Genomic DNA, 14,874 nt, shown 5'->3' with positions numbered 1-14,874 from the left:
TTGCCGGAGTAGCCGTACGTCAGGGTCCAGCCGTTGATGGCGTCCGTGCCGCGGTTGGTGATCGTCAGGTCCGCGGTGAAACCGGAGCCCCAGTCGTTCGTCTTGTAGTCGACGCTGCACTGAACTGCGGCTGCCTGTGCGGTCGTTGCGCCCGTGGCCAGCAGCGACAGGGGCAGGGCCAAGGCGGTTGCCGTGGCGATCCACACCCGTCGGAGGGTTCTGCGTTTGCGTCCAGGATCCATGAACTGGTTCCTCCAAGCGGCTCAAAGCATGGGGAAGGACAAGTCTTGGTCAGTGGGAGCGCTCCCATCATGGGGAGGAGGGCGCTTGCGGTCAAGGAGGTTGAAGAGTCGAAGACACGAAAGGGTTTGGTTCAAAGGAAGTTCAGCCGTACCTCTGGGCAAGCGTGCAACTTGGCGCTACCTTCCTTCGCACCAGTGGGAGCGGTTCCAAGCAGTTGACGCGCCGGTCACGGCAGGTCACTCTTCCAGGAGTCGCTCATGCGAGACCCCCCACCTTCATTTCTCAGAGCCACCGCAGGTCGGCGACGTGTTCATGGCGTCCTCATGGCGTCTTGATGGCGTCGCGGGTCGCGGGTCGCGGTCGCCCCCTGTACCGGCCTCCGGGTGCCCTGCGCCGGGTGGCCTGCGCCGTCGTGCGGCGGAAACGCGCTGTCGCCGGCCCGAGGGGCCGCAGCTCTCGAGGAGCAGTGCCAAGAGCAACACCCAGTGCAAAAGCAGCAGTTGACGGCTTGCCGTCGATATCCGACGACTGCGCCACGAGCGACGGTCGGGCAAGCCTCGTTGCGAGGGATGCGGGATCCGTTCAGGCACCCCAGCCGCCTGAGCGGTCCCGTTACCGCGCCGACGACGCCATGACGCAGGATCAGCGGCGGTCCTACCCTTTGACCGCCGGATGGGGAGCGCTCCCATCGCGTCTTCCGCGTCTCCCCTGACCAGGGAGCCCGGTCACCCCATGAGCCGTTGCCCCGAGTTCTCCTCGGCCTCCGGCCGTGACGCCGCGTCGCATCCAGTACCCAGCCAGGTGTGCGGCTTTCGCGCGCGCCGAACCAGCGGAGAAATCCTCCAACCAGAAGGAACCCCTTCATCATGAGTCGCACCAAGACCTCACTGCTCGCAGCGCTCGCGCTGCTCAGCGGAACCTCAGCTGCCGCACTCGTCTCGGCGCCGGCCGGCGCCGTCACGGCGGCCGCCCCCTGCACGGTGGACTACAAGGTGCAGAACCAGTGGGACACCGGCTTCACCACCGCGGTCACGATCACCAACAACGGCCCGGCCAAGTCGAGTTGGTCGCTGAAGTGGTCGTACGCCGGAAACCAGAGGATCAGCAATGGCTGGAACGCGAAGGTCAGCCAGAGCGGTGGGTCCGTGACCGCCGCCAACGAGAGCTACAACGGCACGCTCCCCACCGGGGGTTCGGCGAGCTTCGGTTTCCAGGCGTCCTACAGCGGGACCAACGCCGTCCCGGCCACGTTCACGCTTGACGGGGTGACCTGCAACGTCGACGGCGGTGGCGGTCCCACCGACCCGGGGCCGACGGATCCGGGACCGACGGATCCCGGACCGACCGATCCCGGCCCGGGCGGACCCAAGGCCGCCAACCCCTACGTCGGCGCCAAGGTCTATGTGAACCCGGAGTGGTCCGCGAAGGCGGCCGCCGAACCGGGCGGCAGCCGCATCTCCAGCCAGCCCACCGCCGTATGGCTGGACCGTATCGCCGCCATCAACGGTGTCAACGGCGGCATGGGCCTGCGCGCCCACCTCGACGAGGCCCTGAAGCAGAAGGGCAGCGGAGAGCTCGTCGTCCAGCTGGTCATCTACGACCTGCCGGGCCGCGACTGCGCCGCGCTCGCCTCCAACGGCGAACTCGGGCCGAACGACCTCGACAAGTACAAGAGCCAGTACATCGACCCGATCACCTCGATCCTGTCCGACGCGAAGTACGCGGGCCTGCGGATCGCCACCGTCATCGAACCCGACTCGCTGCCCAACCTGGTCACCAACGCCGGTGGCACCAACACCACCACCGACGCGTGCGTGACCATGAAGAGCAACGGCAACTACGAGAAGGGCGTCTCCTACGCGCTCGACAGGCTCGGTGCCCTCGCGAACGTCTACAACTACATCGACGCCGGCCACCACGGCTGGCTGGGCTGGGACAGCAACCTCGGCCCGTCGGTGCAGGAGTTCTACAAGGTCGCCACGACCAACGGGGCGAGTGTGAGCGATGTGACCGGCTTCATCGTCAACACCGCCAACTACAGCCCGGTCAAGGAGCCCAACGTCAAGGTCACCGACATGGTGAACGGGCAGACCATACGCCAGGCGAAGTGGGTCGACTGGAACCAGTACGTGGACGAGCAGTCGTTCGCGCTCGGGCTGCGGGACAAGCTGGTCGCCGCCGGGTTCGACTCCGGCCTCGGCATGCTGATCGACACCTCGCGCAACGGCTGGGGCGGCTCCGCACGGCCCGCCGGCCCCGGCCCGCAGACCTCCGTCGACGCCTATGTCGACGGCGGCCGCATCGACCGGCGTATCCACGCCGGCAACTGGTGCAACCAGAGCGGTGCCGGAATCGGCCAGCGGCCCACCGCGGCCCCCGCAGCCGGTGTCGACGCCTACGTGTGGGTCAAGCCGCCGGGGGAGTCCGACGGCAACAGCGCCGCCGTCCCGAACGACGAGGGCAAGGGCTTCGACCGCATGTGCGACCCGACGTACGGCGGCAACGCCCGCAACGGCAACAACCCCACCGGGGCGCTGCCGAACGCACCGCTGGCCGGTCACTGGTTCTCCGCCCAGTTCCAGCAGCTGATGCAGAACGCCTACCCGCCGCTGTCATGATCCCCTGACGCGGTGACCCGCCGGGGCCCCGGCCTTTCCTCGACTGCGGCCCCGGCGGGCCGACTTGTTCCCGAAGGCGTGACCGGCCCGGTCTCCGGCCATGTCGAAAGGCTGAGGCGCGCGCACCATGGCGCACGGACTGGCAGTCGGCCCCGGTGCATCAGCTGGGGCGAGGTCGGGCCGGCCGTCGTCTCTCAAGTGTCCCTGGTGAACGGACAGGCCGACCCGCGGAGCACGCGAGTGGCCTTGTCCGCGCCCCAGTTGATGCGTCGCTGCAGCTCGGATCCCCCGTGGCCGAACTCCGCGCGCATGTCCCAAACAGGCAATCCGGCACGTCTCCCACGGGAAAGACGTGGGCTCGGCTCTGGAGGTTCACTGGCGGCCACCTCGATGAAAGGAGCCGCAACATGCCCGAGAAAGCCAGCTCGGAATTCTGGAAGGGCCTCAAGCCGATCACCGACTCGGTGAAGCCCGATGCCCAGCCGGAGGTGTACCTGTCCCAGGTGGCCACCGACGACGAGCGGTACTACGCGCCGCTCAGCGAGACCGTCGGATCGCGCCCGCTGTGGATCAACGTCAAGGACAACTCCTGGGCCGACATCCTCTGCGCCAGGCAGGCCGGGCTCGTCAACCGGCACTACCACCCGCATGAGGTCTTCGCGTACACGATCTCCGGCAAGTGGGGTTACCTGGAGCGGCCCTGGACCGCCCAGGCCGGTGACTTCGTCTACGAGGCGCCGGGCGAGGGACACACGCTGGTGGCCTACGAGAGCGATGAGCCGATGAAGGCGTTCTTCATCGTCAAGGGGCCGCTGATCTGGCTGGACGAGGACGGCGGAACGGTCGGCTACTTCGACGTCCACGACTACATCGAGCTGTGCCGGAACCACTACGACAAGGTCGGCATCGGCGCCGACTACGTCAACTCCCTCTTCCGGTGATCCCGGGTCCCCCGCTCGCACGAGGTTCCGATGCCACGTATCCGTACCCGGGTCCGGCCCGACGCAGAAGCACCCGTCCTCATCGACGGAGACGCACACCGCTATGAGAACCGGCTGTTGCTGGTCCTCTTCCTGGCCTTCGGATTCGTCTTCTTCGACCGCCAGGCACTGCCCTTCCTCGCCCCCTACATCGGCAAGGACTTCCACCTCTCCAACACCGAACTCGGCACGCTGTCCGGGGTGCTGGCCCTCACCTGGGCCCTGTCCGGGCTGGTCGCCGGCCGTCTGTCGGACAAGCTCGGCAGACGCAAACCCATTCTGATCGCCGCCGTGGTCCTCTTCTCCTGCTTCTCCGCCGCGGGCGGCCTGATGACCGGCTTCCTCGGACTGCTCTTCGCCCGGGCCCTGATGGGCGTGGCGGAGGGAGCCGTGCTGCCGCTGGCCCAGTCACTCATGGTGGAGGCCTCCCGGGAGAGCCGTCGCGGTCTCAACATGGGGCTGCTGCAGGGCTCTTCGGCAGGTCTGATGGGCGGGATACTCGCCCCGCTGGTGGTGGTGTGGGTCGCCGAGGCCCACGGCTGGCGGACGGCCCTGCTCGTGACGATCGTGCCGGGCCTGCTCATCGCGGCCTGGATCGCCAAGGCGGTCAGGGAAGTGCCGCCCGGCGGCCGTGTCCAGGCCGTCGCCGACGGCGGTGAGGGCGGGCCCGACGCGGCAGTGGGTCCCAAGCCGTCCGTGCGGGAGGTTCTGAGGCATCGCAACATCGTCCTGTGCATGGCGGTGGCCTGCTGCTTCCTCACCTGGTTCATCGTCATCATCACCTTCACCCCCTCCTACCTGCTGAACGTCAAAGGCTTCTCCCCGAGCACCATGAGCGGGGTCATGACCTGCCTGGGTGTCGGATGGGTGCTGTGGGGTTTCCTCACCCCCGCCGTCTCCGACCGCATCGGCCGCAAACCGACCATGATCGCCTTCTCCGCCACAGCGGCCCTGTGCCCGCTGGCGATGGTCTATGTCAGCGATCCGGTACTGCTGGGCGTGGCCGTCGTGCTCACCTACACCGGACTCGGCTGCTTCACCCTGTTCATGGCCACCATCCCCGCCGAGACGGTGCCCCGCGGCGCGCTGGCCACCGCCCTCGGACTGGTCATGGGAGTCGGTGAACTCGCTGGCGGCTTCCTCGCCCCGGTGATCGCCGGGCGCGCGTCGGACGCCTGGGGGTTGCAGACGGCCATGTTCATGTCCGCAGGCGGCGCCGTCGTGGTTGCCGTGCTGTCCCTGGGCCTGCGGGAGACCGCGCCCCGGGTGCTGCGCCGACGGGCCCGGCGGACCGCAGCCACGCTCGGACCGGACGCCCTGGTTGCGGGAGCGGCCGAATGAGCGCCGAGCCGCGCCGCACGCAGGATATCCACGCCCCCGGTACGCGGCGTACGAGCGCTCCCGGTCCGCAGCGTATGCGCGCCGCCGTCTGGCACGGAGCCAAGGACGTCCGCATATCCGAGGTGGACGTACCCGCACCCGGGCCAGGCGAGGTGCTCATCGAGGTCGCGTACTGCGGTATCTGCGGCAGCGACCTGCACGAATACGCCGACGGGCCGCACGCCATCCCCGTCGTCGAGCCGCATCCGGCCTCCGGCGCCACCGCTCCGCTCGTCCTCGGCCACGAGTTCTGCGGCACGGTGGTGGCGCTCGGGCCGTCGGTGACCGGTCTGAGGAGCGGTGACCGGGTGGCCGTGGAACCCAACTACCGGTGCGGGCAGTGCCCGCGGTGCAGGGCGGGTGAGTACAACATCTGCCGGCACTTCGGATTCGCGGGGCTGATGGGAAACGGCGGCATGGCCGAGTACGCCGCCGTCCCCGCCTACATGGCACACCGCCTGCCGGAGAACGTGTCGCTGGAACAGGCCGCGCTCTTCGAACCCGCGTCGGTCGCCCTGCACGCGCTGCGCCGCGCCGGGACCACACCCGAGACCATGACGGTGGTGGGCCTCGGCCCGGTCGGCCTGCTCACCGTGCGGCTCGCTGTGGAACGCGAGGTGCGGCGCATCATCGCCGTCGACGTCTCGCCGGCCCGGCTGCACCGCGCCGCCGCACTGGGCGCGACCGATCTGGTCGACGCCCGCCTGGAGGAGGGGGTGGGGGATCGGGTCCGTGAACTGACCGACGGCGAGGGCGTCGATGTCGCCTTCGAGGTGGTCGGGTCCGGGAGCACCCTGCGCACCTGCCTGGACGCGACGCGGCGGGGCGGGCGGGTCGTCCTGGTGGGTCTGGCCCAGGAGGTGTCCTTGGACTCCTTCGCGCTCGTCAACAACGAGCAGTCGATCGTCGCCAGCGTCGGCTACCGCGACACCTATCCAGAGCTCATACGGCTCGTCGCGGAACGAGGGCTCGACCTGTCACCGCTCGTCACCTCGACGATCGCCCTCGACAACCTGGTCCGCGACGGCTTCGGGGCGCTGCTGGACGGCCCGGGAGACCAGATCAAAATTCTTGTCGACCCCGCCGCGGGAGGAGGGGTCGAGGCCGCCGGCGCACCGTGAACGCCCGGAGTGAGCCGCAAGGCGGGCCCCGACCGGAATCCGGGGTTCGGGCTCCGTGCGCGACCAGTGACGCAGCAGTGCACCGGCCGGTAGCCTCGCCTCGAAGCAGCACCAGGCACTCCGGCGGTCCCGCACGGCGGAGCACGAGGGTCGGCCCAGCGGCCGCGACAGCCCCCTGCCCCCACGGGGCAGGGCGGCCCTGCACCACCGTGGGCCGGAAAGGAGATTCAGGTGAACGCGCCTATTGTCTCCCGCGTGTCCACGGAACCGATCGATCCGGTGGATCGCATCGGCTTCTGGGAGGAGTACAACCGACGGGCTCTCGTGGGTCTGACCTGTTCGACGTACTCGCGACACGGTCTGGTGGCCACCCAGACGAACCTGGAGCTGGGAGACCTACGGCTGGCCGAGATCGCCGGCAACGAGCACATCATCGAACGCAGCCCACGAACCTGTCGGTCCCTGCCCAAGGACTCGATCTTCGTCACCGTGCTGACGGCGGGCTGTGGGGTCTTCTTCCACGAGGACGGCTGCGTCAGTCTCCAGCCGGGCGACCTGATCCTCTACGACACACGACGACCGTATCTGTTCGGATTCCCGTCCCCCATGCGTCAGTTGCTCGTGGACATCCCCCGAGAGGTGTTCGCCGCGCAATGCACGGCCGACGAGGTGTCCGCGCCGATACTGCTCGGCAGGGGGTCGGCCGCCGAAGGAGCCCAGGCGTCTGCCCTGGAGGCCGTGCTGGCCGAATACGTCACGGGGCAGCGCGGCGTGAGCCCGGTCAGTACCCAGGCCACCGTGCTGGACCTCGTCCGTACGCTGGCGGCGGCACAGCTGGGCGGTTCCGCGTCGCCCGCCCTGGTCTCCCAACTGGAGGTGGCCAAGGACTACATGGCCCGGCACCTCGCCGATCCCGGGCTGAGCGCGGGTCGGGTCGCCGAGGCGATCGGTGTGTCCGCCCGGCACCTGAGCCGTATCTTCCAGCCGACCGGGGTGAGCCCCTCCCGGTACATCCTCGAACAGCGGCTCTCCCGGGCCCGGCAGGTGCTCGCCGATCCGGCCTCCCGCCATCTGACGATCGCCGAGGTCGCCCACCGGTGGGGCTTCGCCAGCCAGGCTCACTTCACCCGCGTCTTCCGGGACCGTTTCGGCTGCACCCCGGGGGAGACGCGTCCGTTCGTCCTCTAGAGCTGCGGCTCCGTCGAGGTGTCGAATCGGCTACGGTGTTGCTGTTATGGCGCTGGTCGAGTGGAGAGAGTGAGACGTCCCGTGGCAGAACCTGGTCGTGCCCAAACGGGCGCCGCGACGGCTCGGCGTTCTCCGGGGCGGCCGCCCGTTCCGTTGGAGCGCATCGTCGCCACCGCGTTGCAGATCGTGGACGAGGAGGGCGCCGACGCGCTCTCGATGCGGACGCTGGCCCAGCGTCTGGGATCGGGTACGGCGACGCTGTACCGGCACTTCGACAACCGGGCGGACCTGGTCGCCCATGTCGTGGACCGCATGTTCGGCTTCGTGGCGTTCGACGCCGACGAACTGTCCTCGGTGGGCTGGCAGCAGGCACTGCGCACGGGTGCGCACGCCATGTTCGACGCCCTCGCCCGGCACGGGAACGCGGCTCGCCTGCTGGTCGAGCAGGTTCCGCTGGGGCCGAACGCCATGGCACTGCGGGAGCGCTGTGTGGCGCTGCTGCTCGAGAGCGGGTTTCCGCCGCGGACGGCCGCGCAGGCGTATGCGACGCTGGCCCGCTATGTTCTCGGGTTCGCCGTGCAGGTCAACAGGCACGAGGGAGCAGGTCCGGCCGCCGCGGACGCACAGGCGGCGACCGCCTTCCGGAGCGTGGATCCGGACCTGTTCCCGGCCACCCTCGCTGTCGCCTCCGAGATGCCGGTTCCGATCGAGGAGGAGTTCTCCTTCGGCCTCGAACTCCTCCTCAGCGGGCTTGAGCGCTTGCGCGGGGCCTGACTGTCGCTGCCCGTCAGGCGGCGGAGGCCGTGGGTCGGACATGGCTCAGCAGGCGTTCGCCGGACGCGAGGAGTTGCTGTCCGAGGTCGTCGAGGCCGGTGGCGAGCAGGGCGTGATCGCGTTTGCGCCAGGTGCCGGCGACCATGACGGCCTCGATGTTGGCGATGTCGGCGTGCAGGGCCGTGGCGACGGGGTCGTGTGCCGGCCACAGATTGAGTGCCCGGGCGTCGACGGCGACCAGGTCGGCCTGCATGCCCGCCTCGATACGGCCCACCCGGTCGGCCAGGCCGAGCGCCCTGGCCCCTTCGACCGTGGCCCAGGCCAGTGCCTGCTTGGCGGTGATCGAAGCGGTGTCGGCGTGCATACCGGTCGACTGCCGGTGCTGGGCGTGGTCCAGACAGCGTTGATGGGCCAGGGCGATGCGGGCTGCGGTGAGCACCGTGCCGGGGACGGCGGTGTCGATGTCCGTCCCGAGGGAGGGGGCCGCCCCCTGGCGCAGCAGGGCGCCGGTGACGGGGGTGCCGTGTCCCTGGCCCAGTTCGTTCTCCGGGGTGGTGGTGAAGGTGACGCCCGCCTCGATGAGCGTCTTGATCCAGTCGTCGGGCAGGTCGATCCCGTGGGCGACGTTGGTCAGGGGGCTGAAGAGCCCGGCGTCCCGCACGGCTTCCCAGCCGGGCGAGGGTGCTCCGCCGCTCTGGTGCATCGAGACGACGAGACCGCGTTCCGCGCCGGCCCGGAAGTCGGCGACGGCGGTGTCGGGCGAGGAGTACTGGGGCCCTTGGAGTGCCATGCCCAGGGTGAGGAGGGGATGATCGCGCACGGGTCCGTCGAGCAACCGGTCGATCTCGGCGAGGGGGTGGGGTGTGTCCGGCGACCGGTAGGGAGTGCCGTGCAGGAAGACGGCCCGGATACCGGCCCGGGCCAGGCCCTCGACGGCTGCGTCGGCGTGCTCGGGCGACAGGACGTTGTGACACCAGTCGCCGACCGTGGTCGTACCGCAGTTGATCTGGTTCAGAGCCCCCACCAGATTGCTGATGTGCATGTCGGCCGGGGTGTAGTGCCCGACGCACTCGCCGTGGAGGTGGGTGAGGTACTGCACCAGGGTCCAGTCGGCGCCCGCGGACCGCAGTGCCGTCTGCCAGGTGTGCAGATGGGCGTTGACCAGCCCTGGGATGACGATGCGGCCGGAGAGGTCGACGACTTCGGCGTCCGAGGCGTCGATGCCCTCGTCGACGGCCGCGATGCGGTCGCCGTCGACGAGGATGTCGAGGTGCTCGGCGTCGGGTCGGCCCGTAACCATCGTGACGACCCGCGCTCCGCGCAGCAGTACGCGGCTCATACGGTGGCTCCCCGGGCGGGGTTGCTGCGGCTCGGCTGAATCATGGTGCGGCTCCTTGGCTACGGCGTCATTGCGCGCGCGGCGGATTGCGTGGTGGCGAGGAAGTCCGAAGTGGCGATGTGCCCGATGTAGCCGTCCGGCCGGATCAGCAGCAGTGTGTCGCCGGTCAGGCCGTACGACCGCCGCAGCGTGTCGTCGGCGTCGGAGAAGGCGGAGCCGTCCACGGCTGCCGGTCCCACGGCGAGACGCTTCAGCTGGGCGCCCGTCGTGGGCCAGTCGATGCGTTCGAGGTCACGGGCGGCGCGGGGGCCGTAGGCGAGAGCGGTGAAGTGCGGCCCGTGGAGGACCTCGTGGAGCCGGACCCCGGCTCCGTCCGGTCCGCGCAGTTCGGCGTCCGGGGCGCGGTCACCCACGCGCAGGGTCTCGGTGCGTGTGCCGTCGGCCGGGGCGAGCGGGCCGCCGTAGTAGGTCAGGGCGAGTTGCTGCTCGTCCTTGCCGCGCTTCATGCTCGACGGATCCAGCTTGGCGAGGCCGCCCCACTTCTCCGTGGACAGGCCCAGGACCCCGGCGGCGATGGGCTGCCGCTCGGCCTCGTAGGTGGTGAGCAGTGCCGGGTCCGCTCCGGCGAGGACCTGACCGAGCTTCCAGCCGAGGTTGTACCCGTCCTGCATGCCGGTGTTCAGGCCCTGGGCGCCGGCCGGGGTGTGGACGTGCGCGGCGTCACCGGCGAGGAAGACCCGTCCGCGGCCGTAGCTCTCCGCCAGGCGGATGTTGGGCCGGAACACCGACGTCCAGTGGATGTCGTGCAGTTGTATGCGCCGGTCGCGGGTGTGGTCGTGGATCCGCCGGAGGATGTGGTCCTTCTCCGACGGCGGTTCCTCGTCCGGCGCGAGACGGATCATCCACTGGAACATGTCGCTGTCGGGCAGCGGGCAGGCGCCGACGAACTTGCCGCCCAGGCCGGGCCACATGTGCCAGCGGTTCCGGGCCAGACCGGTCACCGAGGCGTCGACGATGAGCATCCGGTCGCTCTCGTGCGTCGTCCCGACGAACCCGATGCCGAGCTGCTTGCGCACCGCACTGGAGCCACCGTCGGCGCCCACGACAAAACTGGCGACGATCTCCTCGGCCCCGTCCGCGCCCACCACCTTGGCGACCACCGTGTGCTCGTCCTGCGTCAGCCCGGTCAGTTCCTTGCCGAACTCGACATCGCGGCCGAGTTCGGCGAGCCGTGCGTGCAGGGCGCGGTCCGTGCGGAACTGAGGGATCAGCCAGGTGTTCGGGTAGGGGACGTCCGAGGTCGCCTCCTTGTGGGGGAACATCCTCCACGGCACGGCGAGCGGTCCCGCGTGGATCCCGAGCCTGGGGTAGACGCTGCCGCCGGCCAGCACGTCCTTCAAGGCACCGAGGTCCTCCAGGACTTCGAGGCTGCGGGGCTGGACGCCCTTGGCACGGGAGCCGTCGAAGGCGTGCGGAGACCTGTCGACGATCCGTACGACGAGTCCTCGCCGTACCAGGTCGATCGCCAGCGCGGAGCCCGAGGGACCGGCGCCGACGACCAGGACGTCGATGGGCTGCGGGCCGCTCATGAGTCGAGCCTTTCGGTGCACGCCGCCACGAACGGGACGATCTGATCGGCCACGTCACGGGGGCGTTCGAACGAGGCCATGTGACCGCACTCGGGAATCACGTGATGGTGCCGGGGCCTCAGCAGTGTGCGCGCCGTGTCGAAGTGCGCCAGGGGCGTGACCGCGTCCTCGTCGCCCCACAGCAGCAGCGTCGGGATGCCCAGAGCCCCGGTCTGCCGGAAGAGGGCGTCCCGGCCGGAGACCGGCAGGTGCTGGAGCGTGTCGAAGACCGCGTACAGCGAGCCCTCGAAGCGGAACGAGTCGAGGACCATCTCGGTGAGTTCCGCGCCCAGTTCGGGGTCGCGGACGTTGTGTCCGAGGTGTCCCTGGAGTATCTGACGGCCGCGCCGCCGGGCGACGAAGCCGGCCAGCAGGTCGTTGCGCAGCAGCCGGTGAGGGGACGTCAGCCGGGGTTCGGCGAGCCCGGCGGGGCCGACGACGGTGAGCGTGGACACCGTCGCGGGGTCCTCGGCGGCGTAGGTCATGGCGACCAGCGCGCCCATGGACGTGCCGACGAGGTGCAGGGGCCGTCCCGTCAGACCGAGCCGCTCCGTCAGCTCGGCCAGTTGACGCGCGAACAGGGTCTCGTCGTAGCGCGTCCGTACCCGGTCCGAATAGCCGCGGCCGTACGCGCTGCAGGTCAGGGTCCGCAGTCCGCGGGCGTTGAGTTCGGTGGCGAGGCTGTCCCAGTAGAACAGCGGGATGGTCAGCCCGCCGGCCATGACGACGAGCTCGCCGTCCTCGGGGCCCCTCAGTTCGTAGTGGGTGACGCCGTCGGACAGCTCGATGAAACTGCCGGGCAGTTCCTGCCGTGCGTCGGCGGTGAGCCGGCGGTCCTCGCCCGCTGCGACGAAGTACTTCATGGGAACGGGCCTCCAGGCCTCAGTGTGCGGGGGTGTCGGTGAGGGGGGCGAGGAACGTCGTGATCGCGTCGGCGACCCACTGCGGTTCCTCCTCCGGCAGCAGATGGCCGCCGTGGGGATGCACCAGCTCCTGCGCGCCGGGGATGTCGCGGGCGAAGTGCTGGCCGTCGATGCCCGCGCTGCGCAGCGCCAGCGTGGGCACGCCGATGCGGGGGATCTGCGCGCTGCGGTCGGGCTGGTCGGTGTTGCAGAAGTCGACGAACGCCGAGCGGTTCCCGGGCCGGCTCATGAGCGCGTAGGCCCGGTCCACCATGGCGTCGTCCACGATCGTCGAGTGCGGGCCGACGTTCGCGCGCAGGTTGCGCTCGATGGCGCCGCGCGGCATCACGCGGCGCAGGACCGGCCGCAACAGCGGGTTGCGGGTCAGGCGCATGCCCGCGGGCATCTCCTTCTCCGGGTATCCGGTGGCATTGACCAGCACCAGGCCGGTCAGCCGCTCGGGGTGGTCCAGTGCGAGGTTCCAGGCGATGTTGCCGCCCAGCGAGTTGCCGGCCACCGCGTAGTGCTCCACGCCCAGTGCCGCAACAAAGGCCGCCATCGTCGCGGCGTACGCGGGAATCCGGTAGTCGCGGTCCTCGCGGGGGCCGGTGAGGCCGAACCCGGGCAGGTCGGGGCGGATCACGTCGAACGACCTGGACAGCAGGTCCGTCGCACGGTCGAAGTGCTGGAGCGACGAACCGCTGCCGTGCAGGAGCAGGAGTGCCGGGCCCTGTCCGGCGCGTTTGTAGTGGACGCGGAGACCGTCCACCGCGACGAACCGGGAATCGGACTGCGGCTCAGACCAGGAACTCATAACGGATACACTGTTACCGATAAATGGTCGTGTCAAGTGCGGGCCCCGAGCGTCGCGGGCGAACGGCCTTGTCCGGGGGCGGCGAGTTCAACTCGTTTTTCATGAGTCCGTCCCGCTCCTCGCCGCCCTGGCCGGCGCCGGAGTCAGTCGGCTGTCGGCGGTGTCTTCGGTGCGCGCAGGAGGGCGCCGATCGCCGCGGCGGCGACGACCGCACTCACGGCGATCAGGGAAGCGGACAGGCCGTCCATGAAGGCGCTCTTGACGCCGTCGGCGAGGGCCGCGCCCCCGGCGCCGAGATGGTCGGCGACGTGGAGACCGGCGGCCGCCGAGTGGCGTACGGATTCGGCCGCGTCGGCGGGGAGCCGGTCGACGGAGTCGGGCAGGGAGGAGCGGTAGTGGCTTCCGTAGATCGAGCCCATGAGGGCGATGCCGATCGCGGAACCGACCTCGCGGGTGGTGTCGTTCATCGCGGAGGCGACGCCCTGCTGCCCCCGGCCGAGGGAGCCGGTGATGGCCGCCGTGCCGACGGCGCCGCTCAGGCCGATGCCGAAGCCGGCCAGGACCAGTCCGCCGAGGAAGGGCAGATAGCCCGAGTCGACGCCGAGGAAGGAGATGACGTACAGGCCGATGGCGAGCAGGAACAGGCCGACGGACATGACTGCCTTCATGCCGACCCGGGTCACCAGGTGCGGGGTGAGCTGGGACGTGGGCAGCACCGCCAGCGCGACCGGGACCAGGGCCAGGGCGGCCTTCAACGGGCTGTAGCCCAGGATGAGTTGCAGATACTGCAGGCCCACGAAGAAGAAGCCGAAGACGGCCATGAACTGCACCAGGACGGTGACGGCCCCCGCCCGGAAGCCCCGGATGCCGAAAAGGGCGGGGTCGAGCAGGGGGTGTTCGGTGCGCAGGCCGAGGAATGCGTAGGCGGCGAAGGCACGACCGTGACGACGAAGGCGCCGATCACCACGGGCTCGGTCCAGCCCCGCTCGTTGCCCTCGATGATGGCGTAGACCAGGGAGCCGATGGCCACGGCGGTGGTGACCGCTCCGGCCACGTCGGGGCGGTGCGGGTGGGCGTCCTTGGTGTTGGGGGCCAGCAGGGCGGCGGCCAGTCCGGCGGCCAGGGCGGTGGCGGCACTGACGACGAAGATCGAGCGCCAGGAGAACTGCTCCAGCAGGGCTCCGGCGGCCAGCATGCCGATGATCGCGCCCGCGGCCGCGAAGCCGGACCAGGTGGCCACGCCCTTGGCGCGCTGCTCGGCGGGGAAGGCCGCAGTGATCGTCGACAGCGTTCCCGGCATGATCATCGCGGCGCCGAGACCCATGACCGCGCGCCAGGTGATCAGTGTGCTCGTGGAATCGGTGAAGGAGGCGGCCAGGGAGGCGCCGCCGAACACGACCGTGCCGACGACGAGCACGTTGCGGCGACCCAGGCGGTCGCCGATGGCGCCGAGCGGCAGCACGAAGGCGGCCAGGGCGACGGTGTACGCATCGGCGATCCAGGTCAGGGCGCCGTTGGAGGCCGACAGGTCGATGGCCAGGTCGGGCAGGGCCAGGTTGAGGGCGGAGACGGACGCGACGACCAGGACGAGTGACAGGCACATCGAGACGAGCACACCGCGGGTTCCGGCGCGGCCGGTGGCGACGGGGGCCGCTTCGTCCTGGTGGGTGGTGGTGATCATGGGGCCTCAGTGAGTGCAGGGGGTGACGAGGGGCTGACCGCAAGAGAATACTGATGGAAGTATCAGGTCTGATTCAATCACGGTCAACCTTGTCTGTCGTCGCCGCGCTGTCCGGAGGCGTGATCTGAGTGATCTGCGTGATCTACGTGATCCGGACGGCCCGGGTGGTGCCGACCCCGCCCGGGCCGTTCGACCGCGCGGCTCGC

Annotated in this window: 13 protein-coding genes; 6 read left to right on the top strand and 7 right to left on the bottom strand. The window is 69.9% G+C overall.

Annotated elements, in window-relative coordinates; all coding sequences use genetic code 11:
• Positions 1 to 242: cellulose binding domain-containing protein (locus H295_RS0140230; protein WP_199788679.1), on the bottom strand; the 242-nt coding region annotated here is incomplete at its 3' end.
• Positions 243 to 1,109: 867 nt separating this feature from the next.
• On the opposite strand from H295_RS0140230, the gene H295_RS0140225 reads away from it, so the two are divergent.
• The 6 genes from H295_RS0140225 (at position 1,110) to H295_RS0140200 (ending at position 8,304) form a co-directional block, all read left to right on the top strand.
• Positions 1,110 to 2,861, top strand: coding sequence for a glycoside hydrolase family 6 protein (locus tag H295_RS0140225; protein WP_020141024.1), 1,752 nt, complete (start codon positions 1,110 to 1,112; stop codon positions 2,859 to 2,861).
• A gap of 407 nt (positions 2,862 to 3,268) precedes the next feature.
• Entirely contained in the window at positions 3,269 to 3,802 is a 534-nt protein-coding gene (locus tag H295_RS0140220; RefSeq protein WP_020141023.1) for a 2,4'-dihydroxyacetophenone dioxygenase family protein, read from the top strand.
• A gap of 30 nt (positions 3,803 to 3,832) precedes the next feature.
• Positions 3,833 to 5,182, top strand: coding sequence for an MFS transporter (locus H295_RS44375; RefSeq protein WP_020141022.1), 1,350 nt, complete (start codon positions 3,833 to 3,835; stop codon positions 5,180 to 5,182).
• 74 nt (positions 5,183 to 5,256) lie between these two features.
• Positions 5,257 to 6,342, top strand: a complete 1,086-nt coding sequence (locus H295_RS0140210; RefSeq protein ID WP_020141021.1) for a 2,3-butanediol dehydrogenase — start codon at positions 5,257 to 5,259, stop codon at positions 6,340 to 6,342.
• 255 nt (positions 6,343 to 6,597) lie between these two features.
• The gene (locus H295_RS0140205; protein WP_020141020.1) at positions 6,598 to 7,530 is read left to right on the top strand and encodes a helix-turn-helix domain-containing protein; all 933 of its coding nucleotides are present in this window, start codon (positions 6,598 to 6,600) and stop codon (positions 7,528 to 7,530) included.
• Between the two features lie 153 nt (positions 7,531 to 7,683).
• Positions 7,684 to 8,304 carry a TetR/AcrR family transcriptional regulator gene (locus H295_RS0140200; RefSeq protein ID WP_020141019.1) on the top strand — a complete coding sequence of 207 codons (621 nt, stop codon included), beginning with the start codon at positions 7,684 to 7,686 and terminating at the stop codon, positions 8,302 to 8,304.
• A 13-nt stretch (positions 8,305 to 8,317) separates the two neighbouring features.
• On the opposite strand, the gene H295_RS0140195 is transcribed toward H295_RS0140200, so the two are convergent.
• The 6 genes from H295_RS0140195 to H295_RS48295 all read right to left on the bottom strand — a co-directional run bounded on the left by H295_RS0140195 (position 8,318) and on the right by H295_RS48295 (position 14,668).
• Complete coding sequence (locus H295_RS0140195) at positions 8,318 to 9,643, bottom strand: amidohydrolase family protein (protein ID WP_020141018.1); 1,326 nt, start codon at positions 9,641 to 9,643, stop codon at positions 8,318 to 8,320.
• Positions 9,644 to 9,702: 59 nt separating this feature from the next.
• Complete coding sequence (locus H295_RS0140190) at positions 9,703 to 11,232, bottom strand: FAD-dependent oxidoreductase (RefSeq protein ID WP_020141017.1); 1,530 nt, start codon at positions 11,230 to 11,232, stop codon at positions 9,703 to 9,705.
• Entirely contained in the window at positions 11,229 to 12,134 is a 906-nt protein-coding gene (locus H295_RS0140185; RefSeq protein WP_020141016.1) for an alpha/beta fold hydrolase, read from the bottom strand. The genes H295_RS0140190 and H295_RS0140185 overlap by 4 nt, the downstream gene beginning before the upstream one ends.
• A gap of 19 nt (positions 12,135 to 12,153) precedes the next feature.
• Positions 12,154 to 12,987: an alpha/beta fold hydrolase gene (locus H295_RS0140180; protein WP_020141015.1), complete on the bottom strand. Its 834-nt coding sequence runs from the start codon at positions 12,985 to 12,987 to the stop codon at positions 12,154 to 12,156.
• Between the two features lie 143 nt (positions 12,988 to 13,130).
• The gene (locus H295_RS48300; RefSeq protein WP_020141014.1) at positions 13,131 to 13,808 is read right to left on the bottom strand and encodes an MFS transporter; all 678 of its coding nucleotides are present in this window, start codon (positions 13,806 to 13,808) and stop codon (positions 13,131 to 13,133) included.
• Entirely contained in the window at positions 13,739 to 14,668 is a 930-nt protein-coding gene (locus tag H295_RS48295; RefSeq protein ID WP_234021780.1) for an MFS transporter, read from the bottom strand. The genes H295_RS48300 and H295_RS48295 overlap by 70 nt, the downstream gene beginning before the upstream one ends.
• Positions 14,669 to 14,874: the final 206 nt, after the last annotated feature.

Source organism: Streptomyces sp. 351MFTsu5.1, from assembly GCF_000383655.1.
In the GTDB taxonomy this organism is placed as follows: Bacteria; Actinomycetota; Actinomycetes; order Streptomycetales; family Streptomycetaceae; genus Streptomyces; species Streptomyces griseorubiginosus.
This window is presented reverse-complemented; position numbering and strand designations above follow the sequence as displayed.

Excerpts from the sequence above, each read along its gene's own strand:
- H295_RS0140225 (WP_020141024.1), top strand. The coding sequence starts at position 1,110 with ATGAGTCGCACCAAGACCTCACTGCTCGCAGCGCTCGCGCTGCTCAGC.
- H295_RS0140220 (WP_020141023.1), top strand. The coding sequence starts at position 3,269 with ATGCCCGAGAAAGCCAGCTCGGAATTCTGGAAGGGCCTCAAGCCGATC.
- H295_RS44375 (WP_020141022.1), top strand. The coding sequence starts at position 3,833 with ATGCCACGTATCCGTACCCGGGTCCGGCCCGACGCAGAAGCACCCGTC.
- H295_RS0140210 (WP_020141021.1), top strand. The coding sequence starts at position 5,257 with ATGCGCGCCGCCGTCTGGCACGGAGCCAAGGACGTCCGCATATCCGAG.
- H295_RS0140195 (WP_020141018.1), bottom strand. The coding sequence starts at position 9,643 with ATGAGCCGCGTACTGCTGCGCGGAGCGCGGGTCGTCACGATGGTTACG.
- H295_RS0140190 (WP_020141017.1), bottom strand. The coding sequence starts at position 11,232 with ATGAGCGGCCCGCAGCCCATCGACGTCCTGGTCGTCGGCGCCGGTCCC.
- H295_RS0140185 (WP_020141016.1), bottom strand. The coding sequence starts at position 12,134 with ATGAAGTACTTCGTCGCAGCGGGCGAGGACCGCCGGCTCACCGCCGAC.
- H295_RS0140180 (WP_020141015.1), bottom strand. The coding sequence starts at position 12,987 with ATGAGTTCCTGGTCTGAGCCGCAGTCCGATTCCCGGTTCGTCGCGGTG.
- H295_RS48300 (WP_020141014.1), bottom strand. The coding sequence starts at position 13,808 with ATGGCCGTCTTCGGCTTCTTCTTCGTGGGCCTGCAGTATCTGCAACTC.
- H295_RS48295 (WP_234021780.1), bottom strand. The coding sequence starts at position 14,668 with ATGATCACCACCACCCACCAGGACGAAGCGGCCCCCGTCGCCACCGGC.